General features: G+C 36.4%; 18 protein-coding genes. All 18 read right to left on the bottom strand.

Features of this window, described 5'->3' with window-relative positions:
- Positions 1-64: 64 nt before the first annotated feature.
- The 18 genes from AC5LXI_RS03250 to AC5LXI_RS03165 all read right to left on the bottom strand — a co-directional run bounded on the left by AC5LXI_RS03250 (position 65) and on the right by AC5LXI_RS03165 (position 15,408).
- Positions 65-1,156: a glycerol dehydrogenase gene (locus tag AC5LXI_RS03250; RefSeq protein WP_493443504.1), complete on the bottom strand. Its 1,092-nt coding sequence runs from the start codon at positions 1,154-1,156 to the stop codon at positions 65-67.
- Positions 1,157-1,395: 239 nt separating this feature from the next.
- On the bottom strand, positions 1,396-2,640 hold the full coding sequence (fabF, locus tag AC5LXI_RS03245; RefSeq protein ID WP_493443503.1) for a beta-ketoacyl-ACP synthase II: 1,245 nt from the start codon (positions 2,638-2,640) through the stop codon (positions 1,396-1,398).
- Between the two features lie 159 nt (positions 2,641-2,799).
- Positions 2,800-3,033: an acyl carrier protein gene (gene acpP, locus AC5LXI_RS03240; RefSeq protein WP_025316503.1), complete on the bottom strand. Its 234-nt coding sequence runs from the start codon at positions 3,031-3,033 to the stop codon at positions 2,800-2,802.
- A gap of 150 nt (positions 3,034-3,183) precedes the next feature.
- Complete coding sequence (gene fabG / locus AC5LXI_RS03235; protein ID WP_493443502.1) at positions 3,184-3,918, bottom strand: 3-oxoacyl-ACP reductase FabG; 735 nt, start codon at positions 3,916-3,918, stop codon at positions 3,184-3,186.
- A gap of 18 nt (positions 3,919-3,936) precedes the next feature.
- Positions 3,937-4,872 carry an ACP S-malonyltransferase gene (gene fabD, locus AC5LXI_RS03230; protein WP_493443501.1) on the bottom strand — a complete coding sequence of 312 codons (936 nt, stop codon included), beginning with the start codon at positions 4,870-4,872 and terminating at the stop codon, positions 3,937-3,939.
- Between the two features lie 35 nt (positions 4,873-4,907).
- A complete protein-coding gene (locus AC5LXI_RS03225) occupies positions 4,908-5,861 on the bottom strand; it encodes a beta-ketoacyl-ACP synthase III (protein WP_493443500.1) in 954 nt (317 codons plus the stop codon).
- A 4-nt stretch (positions 5,862-5,865) separates the two neighbouring features.
- Positions 5,866-6,912, bottom strand: a complete 1,047-nt coding sequence (gene plsX, locus AC5LXI_RS03220) for a phosphate acyltransferase PlsX (protein ID WP_493443499.1) — start codon at positions 6,910-6,912, stop codon at positions 5,866-5,868.
- A 33-nt stretch (positions 6,913-6,945) separates the two neighbouring features.
- Positions 6,946-7,113, bottom strand: coding sequence for a 50S ribosomal protein L32 (gene rpmF / locus AC5LXI_RS03215; RefSeq protein WP_025316508.1), 168 nt, complete (start codon positions 7,111-7,113; stop codon positions 6,946-6,948).
- Between the two features lie 4 nt (positions 7,114-7,117).
- Entirely contained in the window at positions 7,118-7,627 is a 510-nt protein-coding gene (yceD, locus tag AC5LXI_RS03210; RefSeq protein WP_493443498.1) for a 23S rRNA accumulation protein YceD, read from the bottom strand.
- Between the two features lie 297 nt (positions 7,628-7,924).
- Positions 7,925-9,844: a BglG family transcription antiterminator gene (locus tag AC5LXI_RS03205; protein ID WP_493443497.1), complete on the bottom strand. Its 1,920-nt coding sequence runs from the start codon at positions 9,842-9,844 to the stop codon at positions 7,925-7,927.
- A gap of 3 nt (positions 9,845-9,847) precedes the next feature.
- Positions 9,848-10,588 (bottom strand): 2-dehydro-3-deoxy-phosphogluconate aldolase, encoded by a 741-nt coding sequence (dagF, locus tag AC5LXI_RS03200; protein ID WP_493443496.1) that lies wholly within the window; start codon positions 10,586-10,588, stop codon positions 9,848-9,850.
- On the bottom strand, positions 10,588-11,727 hold the full coding sequence (locus AC5LXI_RS03195) for a DgaE family pyridoxal phosphate-dependent ammonia lyase (RefSeq protein ID WP_493443495.1): 1,140 nt from the start codon (positions 11,725-11,727) through the stop codon (positions 10,588-10,590). The genes dagF and AC5LXI_RS03195 overlap by 1 nt, the downstream gene beginning before the upstream one ends.
- Positions 11,705-12,859 (bottom strand): amidohydrolase/deacetylase family metallohydrolase, encoded by a 1,155-nt coding sequence (locus AC5LXI_RS03190; RefSeq protein ID WP_493443494.1) that lies wholly within the window; start codon positions 12,857-12,859, stop codon positions 11,705-11,707. Before AC5LXI_RS03190 ends, AC5LXI_RS03195 begins: the two co-directional genes overlap by 23 nt.
- A gap of 48 nt (positions 12,860-12,907) precedes the next feature.
- Positions 12,908-13,561, bottom strand: coding sequence for a DUF4310 family protein (locus tag AC5LXI_RS03185; RefSeq protein WP_493443493.1), 654 nt, complete (start codon positions 13,559-13,561; stop codon positions 12,908-12,910).
- A gap of 18 nt (positions 13,562-13,579) precedes the next feature.
- Complete coding sequence (locus AC5LXI_RS03180) at positions 13,580-14,332, bottom strand: DUF4311 domain-containing protein (protein ID WP_493443492.1); 753 nt, start codon at positions 14,330-14,332, stop codon at positions 13,580-13,582.
- 15 nt (positions 14,333-14,347) lie between these two features.
- Positions 14,348-14,644, bottom strand: a complete 297-nt coding sequence (locus AC5LXI_RS03175; protein ID WP_493443491.1) for a DUF4312 family protein — start codon at positions 14,642-14,644, stop codon at positions 14,348-14,350.
- 14 nt (positions 14,645-14,658) lie between these two features.
- A complete protein-coding gene (locus tag AC5LXI_RS03170; protein WP_493443490.1) occupies positions 14,659-15,027 on the bottom strand; it encodes an SFCGS family glycine-rich protein in 369 nt (122 codons plus the stop codon).
- Positions 15,028-15,072: 45 nt separating this feature from the next.
- Positions 15,073-15,408, bottom strand: coding sequence for a transcriptional antiterminator (locus AC5LXI_RS03165; protein ID WP_493443489.1), 336 nt, complete (start codon positions 15,406-15,408; stop codon positions 15,073-15,075).
- Positions 15,409-15,544: the final 136 nt, after the last annotated feature.

The raw sequence follows: 15,544 nt of genomic DNA, 5'->3' as shown, positions 1-15,544 counted from the left end.
TTATAAAAACGTCCGTTATAAAACAACGGACGTTAATCGAATTAGTGTTGATAAATGCAAAACGTTATTTGCGTCGTACCCCTTCTGCATTTGCGGCTTTTATGGCAGCAAATACTGTGTCTGGAGAGATTTCAGCAGGAGAATTATGAATAGATTCACCTTGCGCACAAGCTAAAATTGCCACTTGCATTAAATCATCATCGCTAACATTAGCTAAGCCAATTTCTGCTAGTGTAGTTGGTAATCCAACGGACTGACAAAAATTATAAACAGTTTCAATCATCTTCGGATCGCTATCAATTAACATTAACATAGCAAGGGTACCAAACGCTACTTTTTCACCATGCCAATACTGATGCGTCGCTTCTAATGCCGTAAATCCATTATGAATGGCATGAGCAGCTGAAAGCCCGCCACTTTCAAATCCTAATCCAGAAAGTAGCGTATTAGCTTCAATCACATGTTCCAGTGCAGAGGTTACTACTTTTTGTTCACAAGCATTTTTAGCCTGTACACCATATTTTAACAAAATTTCAAAACAAAATTTTGCTAGTGCAAATGCAGTGATTGGACCAGGTCGACCAGTCATATTCCCTGCTTTTGATTGTCTACAATCCTCAGCTTCAAACCAGGTTGCTAAAGCATCACCCATACCTGCAACTAAAAACCTTGCAGGAGCATTAGCAATAACTTTTGAATCGACTAAAACAACATCAGGATTTCTAGGTAACACAAAATAACGTTTAAATTCACCTGTTGAGGTATAAATTACTGATAAAGCACTACAAGGAGCATCGGTTGAAGCAAGCGTTGGCACTACAACGCAAGGATAATTAATAGTTGCTGCTACCGCTTTTGCGGTATCAACAACCTTCCCTCCACCTATACCGACAATCACATCAATATTTTGAGCTTTAGCTAACTCAATTATTCTTGTAATCTCTTCATCACTACATTCTCGGTTAAAAATATCAACTACACTATCAACATTACCTGATAGTGATTTTTCGATAATTTTAGATAAATTTTTGTGGGCAGATGGGCTTTCAAGCAATAACGCTTTTTTACCAAGCCTTGCTAATTCTTGACCTAAACTATTTTCAATCGCATTAAAACCTTGAATGTAACGATTAGGGAAAAGTGCAGTAGTAATCATAATAACAACTCCTAAAAATTAAAAAATCTTGCATAGATAAATCTTATTACCATTATTAAGAAAAATATTTTTTATCCATGTATTAAGTTAAAACATACGCTTTTATTAATATTAAGCTACTAAATATTTTTAAAAATGAGGTATATGCCACATTTTTTAATCTGTGAAGTGTGTTATCAAAAAATAAAGATAATAGAATAGATGATTCCCATCACTTAATTGTGATGGGGAAAAAAAGATTAGATTTTCTTGAATAAGACTGAACCGTTAGTGCCACCAAAACCAAATGAATTACAAAGCGCATATTGTAAGTTTTTCACTTGACGAGCAGTATGTGGAACATAATCCAGATCACAACCCTCATCAGGGTTATCAAGATTAATTGTTGGTGGAACAGCTTGATCACGTAATGCAAGCACCGTAAAAATAGACTCAACAGCACCAGCAGCACCTAATAAATGCCCAATCATCGATTTAGTTGAACTTACCATTACTTTATTAGCATTTTCTTGGAAAATACTCTTAACTGCTTGGGTTTCAGCTTTGTCTCCAGCAGGAGTTGACGTACCGTGCGCATTAATATAACCAATTTGTTCAGGCGTTATACCTGCATCACGAATCGCACATTTCATGGCTAATGCTGCTCCACTACCGTCAGCTGGTGGCGAAGTCATATGATAAGCATCACCACTCATACCAAAGCCCACTACTTCAGCATAAATCTTGGCACCACGCTTTTTGGCATGTTCATATTCTTCTAGGAACATAATACCGGCACCATCACCAAGCACAAAACCATCACGATCTCTATCCCACGGTCGACTTGCAGCTTTTGGATTATCATTATTAGTTGATAGTGCCCGAGCTGCACCAAAACCGCCAATACCAAGAGGAGTACTCGCTTTTTCACCACCACCCGCTAACATCGCATCAGCATCACCATAAGCAATCATTCGAGCTGCATGACCAATATTATGTACACCAGAAGAGCAAGCAGTAGCAATAGTAATACTTGGACCTTTTAATCCATAAATAATGGATAAATGACCAGCAATCATATTGACGATTGTTGATGGCACAAAAAATGGACTAATTTTACGTGGTCCACCATTAACTAATGCACTATGATTTTCTTCAATTAATCCTAGTCCACCAATACCTGAACCGATAGCACAACCGATGCGCTCTGCGTTTTCTTCCGTAATTTCAATGCCAGCATCTTGCATTGCTTGCATACCTGCAGCAATACCATATTGGATAAAATAATCCATTTTGCGTGCATCTTTACGTGAAATATTATAATCTTCGCCATTAAAGTCTTTAACCATCGCTGCGAAGCGCGTTGCAAAAGGGGCTGTATCAAAGTGCTCTACAAGTTCTACACCACTTTGACCTGCTAATAAAGCTTGCCAAGTGGAATCAACTGTATTACCTACTGGAGATATCATGCCCATTCCAGTAACAACAACTCTGCGTTTAGACACATTGTCCTCCAGAAAAGGATTGAAATGAAATTTGAATCATTGAAAATTTTGTTGTGAGTTTTCAGAATTAATTTATATTAAATTCACTCTATAAAAAATAGAGTCACAAATACAAACTAGGCGATCATTTGACCGCCTATTATGAAAACTCTGCTAACCTTATTGATTTGCAGTAATATAATCAATTGCTGATTGTACAGTTGTAATTTTTTCAGCTTCTTCATCAGGAATTTCAGTATCAAATTCTTCTTCTAAAGCCATAACTAATTCAACTGTATCAAGAGAGTCAGCGCCAAGATCTTCAACGAAAGAAGATTCATTTTTAACTTCGTCCTCTTTCACACCAAGTTGCTCAACAATAATTTTCTTAACTCGCTCTTCAATAGTGCTCATACTCTTTTTTTTCCTATAAATATCGCCGAAAGTGGCGGTGAATGTAAGTTTATAAAATGTTGAAAAAGATGCCAATCATTTTTCAACCCAATTGCTTATTTTTTATTCTAAACGTCAAATTATTGGTTCATTTTACACTATTTTGATCAATTACACCATATACATGCCACCATTGACATGTAAAGTTTCACCTGTGATGTAAGATGCGTCATCAGAAGCCAAAAATGCCACCGCATTAGCAATCTCAGCCGGTTCACCTAAACGTCCTGCTGGTACTTGCGCTAAAGTTAAGGCTTTTTGTTCATCAGTTAATGCCTCTGTCATATCAGTAGCAATAAATCCTGGCGCTACCACGTTAACCGTAATATTTCGAGACGCAACTTCACGAGCGAGTGATTTACTAAAGCCAATCAATCCTGCTTTTGCAGCTGCATAGTTAGCCTGACCAGCATTACCCATAGTCCCTACAACAGATCCTATAGTAATGATTCGACCATAACGTTTTTTCATCATAGTACGCATTAATGCCTTCGATAAACGGAATACAGACGTCAAATTAGTATCTAATATATCTTGCCATTCATCTTCTTTCATTCGCATTAATAAATTATCACGGGTAATACCGGCATTATTAACTAAAATATCAATATCGCCAAACTCCGTTTTAATTGCATTAATAACTGATTCAATAGATGCTTCGTCGGTCACATTTAGCGCTAAACCTTTTCCGTTAGAGCCCAAATATTCACTTATAGCCTGCGCACCTTTTTCTGTCGTTGCAGTACCGATAACAGTTGCACCACATGCAACTAATTTTTCTGCAATGGCTTTACCGATTCCTCGGCTGGCACCAGTAACTAAAGCAATTTTTCCTGATAGGTTCATAACTACCTCTTTTGTATTCTATTTAGTATTTTCAATTGCAACATCTAATGACGCTTTATCATTAACTGCACAAGCCGATAATGAGTCAACTATTCGTTTAGTTAAGCCTGTTAAAACCTTACCTGGCCCCATTTCAACTAACAGTGTTACGCCTTCTTTCGCCATTTCTTCAACCGTTTCAGTCCAACGAACCGGACTATATAACTGAGATATTAACGCAGATTTAATATTATCTGCCGATGATTCAACTTTAACATCAACGTTATTAATCACAGCAAATTTAGGTGCATTGAACGTCATGTTATTTAAAGCTGTCGCTAGTTTATCAGCGGCTGGTTTCATTAATGCACAATGCGAAGGAACACTTACCGCCAATGGTAACGCACGTTTAGCGCCGGCCTCTTTACAAATAGCACCAGCACGTTCAACCGCTTCTTTATTACCGGCAATAACAACTTGGCCCGGTGAATTAAAATTAACTGGCGCGACAACTTGACCTTGAGCCGCTTGTTCACAAGCCTTACGGATTGAATCGTTATCTAAACCAATAATAGCGAACATCGCGCCTGTACCACTTGGCACTGCCTCTTGCATTAATTTTCCACGTAACTCGACTAATTTAATAGCGTCTTTAAAATCAATCACACCAGCACATACTAATGCTGAATATTCACCCAAACTATGACCCGCCATAAATTCTGGTTGAGGGCCATTAATACTTTGCCACACTCGGTAAATCGCAACCGATGAAGCAAGTAATGCCGGTTGCGTTTGCCAAGTTTTATTTAATTCATCAGCTGGACCCTCTTGAACTAAAGTCCATAAATCATAACCTAATACTTGTGATGCTTCATCGAAAGTTGATTTCACAACTGGATAATTTTCAGCAAGATCTTTTAACATACCAACAGCTTGTGAGCCTTGTCCTGGAAATACCATTGCAAATTTGGTCATTTTGAAATCCTTGATTACCTAAATAATTTATAAAATTAAAATCTAACGAGTGCTGAGCCCCAAACAAAGCCGCCACCGAAAGCTTCTAATAAAATTAGTTGCCCACGTTTAATACGTCCATCTCGTACCCCGGTATCTAATGCACAAGGCACAGATGCAGCAGAAGTATTACCTTGTTTATCCAGCGTAACAATCACCTTACTCATATCCATATCAAGACGTTTGGCTGTAGCTGAAATAATCCGTAAATTAGCTTGATGTGGCACTAACCAATCTAAATCAGATTTATTAAAGGCATTTTCGGTTAAAAGTTCATCAACTAGATTAGAAAGTTCTTTGACTGCAATTTTGAATACGTCGTTACCTTGCATTGTCATATAGACAGGGTCATTAAGAGAACGGCGATCAACATATGGGTATTTTAATAATTCACCATATCGGCCGTCGGCATGTAAATGAGAGGCAATAATACCAGGCTCTTGAGAAGCACCAACTACAACCGCTCCAGCACCATCACCGAAAATGATAATTGTACCGCGATCATTTGGATCAACACCACGGGTTAACATATCTGAACCAACAACTAAGGCATATTTTATTACACCACTTTTTACATATTTATCAGCGATATCTAATGCATAAATAAATCCAGAACAAGCTGCCGACACATCAAAGGCAACCACATCACCGATATCTAATTTAGCTTGTAATTCTGTAGCTGAACTAGGAAAAGCATTAACCGATGTGGCTGTTGCAACAATAATCAAACCAATTTCTTGTTTATCGATATCCGCCATTTCAATTGCATTAATAGCCGCTTCATAAGCCATACTTGTTACTGTTTCATCAGGTGCGGCTATACGTCTTTCTTTAATACCAGTACGAGTTGTTATCCATTCATCACTAGTATCAACCATTTTTTCAAGATCGGCATTGGTTCTTATTTGTTTTGGAAGATAACTTCCTGTTCCTAATATCTTTGTATACATCGAATTATTCGCTCTTAGGTAGTGCGGAAGAAAGACTGCTGGCAATCTTCTCAGGTATATTTGTTTCGATAGCTAAAATAGCTTGCTCAATTGCTGCATAAAATGATTTTTGATTGGCACTACCGTGACTTTTAATCACAATACTTTGAAGTCCAAGTAAACAGGCACCATTATATCGTCCAGGATCTAAATAACCAAAATTTTTTACTATTTTTCGTTGCAGCCACTGACTTAAAAATTTCATAATTAACGAATTGTGCCCCAACAGCATTTTGAATGATGACATAAAAATTTTGATTAATCCTTCTACTGTTTTCAGCGTCACATTACCAACAAAACCATCACAAATAAGCACATCAGTTTTACCGGTTAACAGTTCATTACCCTCTAAATAACCGATATAATTAATTTGATCATTAGCTTTTAAAACAGACGCCGCAGCACGAATTCTATCTAATCCCTTAATATCTTCTTCACCAATATTAAGTAAAGCAACGCGCGGATTTTTAACCTGAAGGACTGACTTTGCTAGAATTTGCCCCATTATGGCAAATTGAACCAGCATATCGCTATCACATTCAGCATTCGCCCCTAAATCAAGCACAACAGTATTTTGATTGTTTAACGCAGGAATGGTGGCGACTAAAGCTGGTCGATCAATGCCTGTTAAAGAATGCAACAACAACTTAGATAACCCCATCAGCGCACCAGTATTACCAGCACTGACACAAGCCTGAGCCTCATTACTTTTAACTAACTCCAATGCAATCCTCATTGAGGAACCTTGACTATGCCTGATTGCATATGATGGCTTCATATCATTAGTAATAATGGAAGTAGATTCAGTTATCATCAAACGACCACTTTCTTGATATTGGCTAACCAGCTTTGCATTTTCTTTAGACAAAAAGGTATTGACTTCCTTTAAATCACCGATAAGGAAGATAGAGAGGTTTGGATAATGGTGTAATGCTTGAATTGCAGCAGGAACAACAATACGAGGACCGAAGTCCCCGCTCATAGCATCTAACGCAATGGTTAGATTATCCAAAATGTCACCTGAAGATTTCTAATTACTAGGTAATTATTTAGAAATCACTTTACGACCGCGATAATAACCATCAGCGGTTACGTGATGACGTAAATGTGTTTTACCTGATTCATCAACTGAGATATTCGCAACAGTTAATGCATCATGAGAACGACGCATACCACGTTTTGCACGAGTTTTACGATTCTGTTGAACAGCCATGGATTTACCCCTTATTCTTTAAACTAACTAAAATTGCAAATGGATTTGGTTTTTCATTTTCCGTTGGAATTTCACCAAATACCATATCTGCCTCTGACACTTCGCAGTGTTTACTATCATGCACCGGCGCAATTGGTAATGAGAGAATAATTTCGTCTTCAATTAACGCTAATATATCTACTTCACCAAACTCGTTAACCAAAACGGGCTCATAATGTTCCGGTAATGTCTCTGCTTGAGCATCGCTCTTAACAGGACTAAATTTATTCATCACATGAACTTCAGTGATAAAAGGTTTAAAACAACGCTGGCAAATTTGTTCTAGCGTCATTTTTGCATCAATGGTGATAACGCAAAGTCTTTGCTCATCAAAATCAAAAGACAAATGACATTCGATATCACTTTTTGGACTTTCAATCCTTGTTGCACTTTGAGCTGGATAATATCCAACATAATCAAGTCTTTTTTGTGCTGCTTTGATTGGGTCAATTGTTAATGGTAATTTATTTTGCATAAGATATGCATGCCTACCTTAAAAATTATTAAGTGCAGCTAAAAACCACACAAAGCCATAAGGCGCGCATAATACCTTTAAATCACCATTTCGTCAATGGGCAAGCACATGATAATTTGTTTTAATTGTTGATTATTTCTTAAATATTTATAATTATTATTTTACTTATTTCTTAACAAAAAATTTTGAGGAACAGGGTTTTTTAGCGCTCAAAATTGTTATTTATTTAATCGCTAAATAACTTGTGTTACTCGCTTAGTTGAATCCCTTTCTTAATTGCAAATTAAATCGAGTTTATTACGATAAACGCCCAAAACTATCTTTTACAATAGCTTGAAAATCATCGAAATTACGACTATTTAACAACCGCTTAGTTGATCTCTCTTTAACAAAATTGACTACTAAGTTATAAATTCGCATCGCATCTTCATATTCATCTTTGCTAATTGCTAATAAGAAAATAACATATGCAATTTCATTTTTATTCCATTCAATACCTTGAGGAGCCAAAATAGTGGTAACTACTGTCTTTTTGGCCAACAACCCAACTGAATGAGGAATGGCAATATTTTCACCGATTAAGGTTGAAACAATACTTTCTCTCTCTACTACCGATGGATAAAAGTCCTGCCCTACATATCCGGATTCTTCAAGACGCTGGCAAACTATCTGGAACAGTTCATTTTGCGTCATCGGATTGTCAATAATGAGGAAAAATTTTTCATTAAAAAAACGCTCAATAATATATGGCATAGTGCGATCGACCATAGATAATCGACCTAATTGTTCAAGTTGATAAGGCGTGGGGAATGGTGCTATTTTCACAATTTGCTTATCTTTTTCAGTTAAACGAACGGTAGATACCACAAAATCTTCCTCAATATGCGTTAACTGGTCATACTCTCGATAAGAAAGCGTTCGATTAATTAAAATATGAGGAAAGACGCGTTTAATTTTTGATTCAATCATACGCAATGTTGCATTACCTAATTCACTAACCAGCAAGATTTCCACTAATCTTTCATATCCTGCGCTATAGTTACGTTCTAATGCAACTCCTATATGAATTGCTAAATAGCTGATTTCATCTTCAGTCATTTTCACATCAGTAAACTTATGAATATTTGCTAATGCCGATAAAGTAATATCATAGGCAAAAGGATAATATTGTTTAATTTCACGTAATAGTGGATTGGAAGTATGAATTTGATATTTTATACGAGATAGCATCGATGAGATATGAATTAGCATATCTTGGCGTAGTTTCATATCTTGTTTCAAATTATAGTGATAAGAATCATTAATATAAGATAAAATATGTTCAAATAACTCTATGCTTTTAGCTTGATTAGGCGATTCCATAATCGTGCGTGACATAATCTGCACGCATAAATAGTTAAATTCAGCATCGGAAAGAGTGCTACCTAAAAAATAGGAGAAACTCTCAGAAACTTCACGCGCAGCACTTATAACTGTCGAATCAATATGATCCACTTTATATTCTACTAATTCATGACCTTGTGTAATTCTGGTTATCGAGACGGCACAACAATAAAGCAAATATCCTTGTCCTTCCGAAGTTAGTTTTAATTCAAAACGTTCAAACTGGTCTTGCAATACATTTTGAAGATAATCTAAATCAATATCAGATAATATTACTTGTATTAACCGATTAACGTTAATCGTATCCCCTGTTATATAGTGTTGCCATAAAATGTCAGTTAAACAAGCTCGAATAGCTGATTCTTCACCGACTAATCGCATACCTGAATAAGGACGTCTATCGAGTGATAAATGGTATTTGTCTAAATACTGCTTAACTTCAATAACATCATTTTGTAATGTATTACGACTCAAAAACCATTCACCAGCAATATCATCCAGTTTTACCGATTTTGATTGAGTTAAAAATGCAATAAGTAAAGCGGAAATACGTTCTTTATTAGTGCGAGGAACCCGTTCTATTTCCTGAACAATAGGTATTGTTTCATAAAGGTTCGGATCAGTTATAACAAGATGATAACCAACGTTTTTAATATAATTAACTCGCGCGCCATAGACTTGTAACACATCATTCAAAGTAGAAATATCCGAACGAATTGTTCTTATCGATACCGAAAAACGATTTGCTAACTCTTTTTGAGGTAGCAATTCGTTTTTTATCGTATCAAAAATATAAGTTAGTCGTTGATATGGGAACAGCAATTTAGATGCCATTACTCATCCTGCTAATTTTTGCGTAATCGCTAAAAGTTGTCTAACATCTTCAGTCTTAGTCTTACCCGTTGCTCTATCTATAATTGAGGTGTAAATATGTGGAATAACTTTTTTCACTCCTGCATTTAAGGCAATTTTTAAAATAGCTTCATAATTGTCTAAATCTATTCCTCCAGTCGGCTCTAGGTAAAAATCATGTTCAGCACAGCATTTAGCCACATACTCATATTCATCTATATGTTTTAAACCGCCCATAGGGAAATATTTAATTGAGCTTCCCCCCATATCTTTTAATAAAGCAATAGCAGTTTCAATCGGTACGATAGCAGCAGGTGATTTTGAGCTTAGTGGCCCTGTAGCTATATTAACTAATCCTACTTTCCCGGTTGGTGATACAAGACCATTGATTACCGTCTCTTTTTGTCCTAATAAAGCACGACTTGTTGCCACCCCTGTAAAAACTTGATTAATATGTTGAGGTTGTAGAACTGCAGATATTTCTGACACCATAGTAGATTGGTTAGGATCACCCGCACCAAGACCAACTGAAATCGCATTGTCAATGGCTAACGCATATTTTTTCATATCTTCTATTGCTTGTTGATTATCTGGATAATTTTTAGATAACACACCCACAACAACATAGCTTTGTGCAGCTTCATAAATAGCACTAGCATTATCAATTGAATTGGCTAATACGTTTAAACAAACACGATCGTTAAAATAATTTGGTGTCAATTGCATTATTTTACTCCTTGGATAATTTTTATAATTTTGTTATAAACAATATCAAGCTGTTCAGCCGTTACACTACGAACATCTGCGTCTACTTTACCTTCATTGGCTTTATATTCCCGAAAATAGACTGCAATCTCGCCTTGCTTCATTAGATCTATCATTTCAACAGCAGTTTTACCAATTACCTTTACATCAAATGATATTTCTGCGCGTGCAATATCTCGTCCAGCACCATCCCAGACAACTTTTGCCGATATACCATTAATAGAATTTAACTTTTCGATAAATGGTGTCATTTTGGCAACCATCTCTTGTCCAGTTTCTTGTTTTGGATCATTAATATATAACTCAATTGCCTTGGTTAAGCCTAAAATACCCTCTTTACCAACCTTCATTGGTCGTCCAATGCCTTGAGACTGAAGTTTAAGCCACTCAATGGCTTGATGACGGCCAATAACTAAGCCACTAGTTGGTCCTTCAATTGCTTTTGCACCACTATAAATAACTAAATCAGCACCTTGTTGATAATAGGTTTGTAAATCCTCTTCTGCTGCAGCATCAACAATTAATGGAATATTATATTTCTTGGCCACTGTTACAGCTTGCGCAACTGATAGCATACTTTTTTGTACACAATGATGTGATTTAACATATAAAATAGCCGCGGTATCAGAATTAATTAATGATTCAATATGCTCTGGTTTACACTCATTTGCATAACCTGCTTCAACCACAATTCCACCACCTAAAGCAACCATCGTACTAATAGGAGCACCAAAATTTACGTTATGTCCTTTTGGCACAATAATTTCCCTAGCTATCCATTTATCAGAATGATGTAAATTAAATAATAAATCACGATCATCTTTAACGATTAAGCCAGCGACAGCTTGGGCAATGCCAGCCGAGGCACATGATACGACCACAGCATTTTCGACATTAAGTAATTTAGCAATGTATTGACCAGTTTTATCAACTAAATCTTTTATTTCAAAATATTCATTTAATCCATGGGATACAGTATCAACCACTTCTGCTCTAGGTGTTGAAACACCTAAAATAGTCATTCGCCCCGAAGCGTTAATCACTTTTTTCAAGTGGTATTTACTATATATTTCTTTTTCAGTTTGAGATTCTGATCTCATTTTTACTACCTTCTTGTGTTATTTCAATGTGTGTAACTTTTTTGGTTGTATTTGTTGCGATAGCGGCTAAAGGAACAAACTGTTCATGGCATTCCCTCTGCTCACCTTCTGAATCAGTTAAAGAGACGGTTTGCTGTTTTATATCAAAAATAGTCAAATCGGCATCATAGCCAATAGCTATTTCCCCTTTATTGTTTAAATGCAAAATTTGGGCCGCATTTTTAGTGACACTATCAATAATTCTAGTTTTGCTATAACCTAGAGAGATAAATTTATTCATCACATTTGCTAAGCTAAATACAGGGCCTTGCAAACGATTTTTAGAATAGATATCAGAACTGATTGTGTTTGGATAAACATCTAAACATTTTGCTCGCTCAGCTACCGCAAAACTGAAACTTTCACCACCATGACCAATATCTAAAATCACCCCACGTTCAATGGCGCGTTTAATTGAATCACGCAGATTATTTTGCTTATCAAATATTTGGTTTGGCTTACCATTAAAACAGTGAGTAATAATATCGCCTTTAGTTAACAAATCTGCAATTTCATCAAGTTCAGGCGGATTATTTCCTACATGAATCATTAGTGGCAATCCAGTCTTTTTCTGCATCTCTTTCGCTTTGATTAACGGTAAAATGCCATTTTCACCAACAACGCTACGACTCATCCTAACTTTTATTCCAATAATAAAATTAGGATATTTAGCTAAAGTTTGGTCAAATAACGGCACATCAACATCTTGCATATCAGCAAGCTCACTTTGCCTTACTAAGCCTATTTTTGAGATATTTAGGAAGGAATAAACATGAGTTTTAGCCTGCATCGCTAAATCATAAAACTCGTCAATATCAAGTGCACCAACACTACCAGCATCAACCACTGCCGTCACGCCAGACTCAACACCAATGAGATCGGGTTCATCATGGTAAATTGGTGAACGAGCAAAGCAATGAGTATGGGAATCTATCCATCCGGCACTTATATAGTGCTGTTTTTTTAGATCCAACACTTGATTTGACGTTGCGATTATATTTTTGCCAATTTCCACAATTTTGCCATGTTGAATGGCAATATCAGTTATTGAATTATCGATGAGTTTGGCATTTTTTATAATTAAATCATACATAATTTAATCCAACCCCTCGACCATAGTCATGATAGAGGGGACATAACATTATATAATTGGGAAGATACCACCAAAAATCATGGCACCTAGGATTGCACCACCAGTAATAGGTTTTTTCCATACATAAAATAATAGTGCACCAAGCAAGGACCCTATACCAATAGGAATAGATGCAACCATAGCTGATAAAATAATCATTGGACCAAGAAATCGACCTGATGCATTTCCCGCCCCCATCATGACATCAGCGCCAAAGGTTGAACCTCCACCACTATTAACGGTAAATTTACGGATAAGGATAATAAGTAAACCGATTATCATACCGAGTAATAAACCAGTTAATAACGCCACAAAAAAGTTTTCAATTGGCAATGTATAGCCACCAGCTAATAACAACGCTGGCACGCCTAAACCAATACCTGTTTGTAACGCACCACCAATATCAAGTATTCCAACTAATGATCCTTCAATGACACGTGCAAATAAAAAGCTAGCACCAAAAGCTGCTACTGCGCCATAATCACCTGTCGTCATGCCTGACTTAAGCATGGCAACAAAGGCTATTTCATTAAAAGCACCAATTCCATATACATAAAAAGTATGTGTTCCAGCGAAAATACCAGCAGAGAGTAAGCCACAAAGAATAGGGAATGACCAATCGGCATACCAAAAACTTTTATTAATGGTTGTTTGAGTATTCATAATGTGTTGTTCCCTATATTATTTAAACCAATAAGACAAACCATCTCGAAATGAATTAATCATTTTCATATCAAATCCACGGAAATATCCGCTCATGACAAATAAAACAATCACCGCAACTAACATGATTTTCATCACTCGATTCCAACCACTATCATCCACCCCTTTACCAATCAAAATACCTAATACCAAACCAGGTACTGCATTACCCATAATTAATTGCGCAAGCCCACCAAACAGTGTGCCCCAAAAACCACTTCTTCTACCTGCATCTAAAGCTGCTAACCAGAAAATAACTGGCATCACGGTTGCCACAAGTAAATTTGCTGCTGGAACTAGAACTTTAGTTGCGGTAATTTTTAAAGAATCGGGAATAACTGATGTTGTTGTATTTAGGAACAACACGACAATCACCCCAATAAATGCACAAGCAAAGGCCATTTTTTTAGGATCATGTAACGTTTCTGTCAAATTTCGGTTTTTTATCATCAATAGTGCAGCACCCCAGTTTGGAATGATGCGATGATCAACATCTTGGGTAAATGAACCGGCAGCCACTGATGAAGCCCAAGCATTAAAAAAGAATCCTAAACCAAATGAAAAATGTGCAGCAGGATCGCCTTCACAAGAATTAAGTTCACCTAGGGTACGAAATGCTCCCATACCTTGGTAAGTTGGGGCATGAAACATACGAGCTGCGCCAGCGCCTACTCCAAATCCACACAGTCCACCAATCACAATAGACTTCAATGCTATAATTAGAATTTCCATGACTTTCCTTTTACGTTATTTAGAGATAAATTTAATATCGTTCAGATCGAGAAACGTAACATTTACTGATACATCAAGTGTGATATCATAAAATGTCTTTTTTCTTGGTAGAAAGATAAATAAAAAACGTTCAGTAGTTATCTTTTCCGTAGCAGAAACAACACTAACATCAAGCGGTTCAATTCGTAGCATGACATTATTAGTATTTTTAAGCATTTGCTTTTGCACCTGATTTAGTGCTATAGCGAGTGCTCGCTGCTTTGAATCTCCTTGCCCGGTTACTCTTACTTGTACCTGCTCAATTTTTCTCATGTTTCGAACCTAATTTAAAAACGTGGATATTTTTTTAAAAATGCTTGAGCTATACGTTGACCAAGTTCCACCGTATCCATAAAACCAAAACCAAGTACTTTACAACCGTCATTAATAGCTGTTTCGCCTTCTTCAATTGAACGCATACCATGTCGCTGAGAGTAACCATACTTATTTTGAGCAGTTATTGCACCAGCCCCACCACTTCCACAAAACGAAAGTCCCAAATCTGCATTTTCTTGGTTCATTACATCGCCTAATTTCATATCTGCGGCCATACCAGAAATGACAATTGCACGACATCCGTCAATAGAATTAATTCCCTCTGCAATTTTTTGTCCTTTTCCCATTCTATCGCCGATTACAATGAGCACTTCAGCCATAATTGTTCTCCTGTTAATTATTGTTTTTTATATCTAATAATTTGTTTAATTTGCCATTGCCACTTCATAATGCACGGCTAATAAATAAGCCTCTTCTATTGGAAGATTATTGAATAGTTTTACCGTGTTACGTGCAAGTACTAAAGCTTTTTCTGATAGTTGATCAAATAAGGTGGGATCGACGTCGGGGAGTTTTTGTAAAGTTTTTGCCCTTTCTACCATCGCTTTGACATGTGATAACAACATCGCTTTTTGTACATCATTTTGGATTATTTGATGATCAGCTAACCAACGATTAATGATTTTTATCGTTTGCTCAGTTACAACTTCGGTATCTAAATCATCTTCGATCATGCGGAATTCCATTTGTGGCATAGTCATTCTAATTCTCTTGTTTATTTATAAGAAGACTTAGCCTAAATGAAATAACTATCAATGTGGAGAGAGACTTTTTCCTATTGCAAAAGGAAATTTATTGTCATAATAGATTAATGCTGTTACTAACAAGCATTGTTTT

This window comes from Gilliamella sp. LMG 34361 (assembly GCF_984569075.1).
Note: the sequence above shows the minus strand (reverse complement) of the source record. Positions and strands in the feature narration are given on the sequence as shown.

Excerpts from the sequence above, each read along its gene's own strand:
- AC5LXI_RS03250 (WP_493443504.1), bottom strand. The coding sequence starts at position 1,156 with ATGATTACTACTGCACTTTTCCCTAATCGTTACATTCAAGGTTTTAAT.
- acpP (WP_025316503.1), bottom strand. The coding sequence starts at position 3,033 with ATGAGCACTATTGAAGAGCGAGTTAAGAAAATTATTGTTGAGCAACTT.
- fabG (WP_493443502.1), bottom strand. The coding sequence starts at position 3,918 with ATGAACCTATCAGGAAAAATTGCTTTAGTTACTGGTGCCAGCCGAGGA.
- fabD (WP_493443501.1), bottom strand. The coding sequence starts at position 4,872 with ATGACCAAATTTGCAATGGTATTTCCAGGACAAGGCTCACAAGCTGTT.
- AC5LXI_RS03225 (WP_493443500.1), bottom strand. The coding sequence starts at position 5,861 with ATGTATACAAAGATATTAGGAACAGGAAGTTATCTTCCAAAACAAATA.
- rpmF (WP_025316508.1), bottom strand. The coding sequence starts at position 7,113 with ATGGCTGTTCAACAGAATCGTAAAACTCGTGCAAAACGTGGTATGCGT.
- yceD (WP_493443498.1), bottom strand. The coding sequence starts at position 7,627 with ATGCAAAATAAATTACCATTAACAATTGACCCAATCAAAGCAGCACAA.
- AC5LXI_RS03205 (WP_493443497.1), bottom strand. The coding sequence starts at position 9,844 with ATGGCATCTAAATTGCTGTTCCCATATCAACGACTAACTTATATTTTT.
- dagF (WP_493443496.1), bottom strand. The coding sequence starts at position 10,588 with ATGCAATTGACACCAAATTATTTTAACGATCGTGTTTGTTTAAACGTA.
- AC5LXI_RS03195 (WP_493443495.1), bottom strand. The coding sequence starts at position 11,727 with ATGAGATCAGAATCTCAAACTGAAAAAGAAATATATAGTAAATACCAC.
- AC5LXI_RS03190 (WP_493443494.1), bottom strand. The coding sequence starts at position 12,859 with ATGTATGATTTAATTATAAAAAATGCCAAACTCATCGATAATTCAATA.
- AC5LXI_RS03185 (WP_493443493.1), bottom strand. The coding sequence starts at position 13,561 with ATGAATACTCAAACAACCATTAATAAAAGTTTTTGGTATGCCGATTGG.
- AC5LXI_RS03180 (WP_493443492.1), bottom strand. The coding sequence starts at position 14,332 with ATGGAAATTCTAATTATAGCATTGAAGTCTATTGTGATTGGTGGACTG.
- AC5LXI_RS03175 (WP_493443491.1), bottom strand. The coding sequence starts at position 14,644 with ATGAGAAAAATTGAGCAGGTACAAGTAAGAGTAACCGGGCAAGGAGAT.
- AC5LXI_RS03170 (WP_493443490.1), bottom strand. The coding sequence starts at position 15,027 with ATGGCTGAAGTGCTCATTGTAATCGGCGATAGAATGGGAAAAGGACAA.
- AC5LXI_RS03165 (WP_493443489.1), bottom strand. The coding sequence starts at position 15,408 with ATGACTATGCCACAAATGGAATTCCGCATGATCGAAGATGATTTAGAT.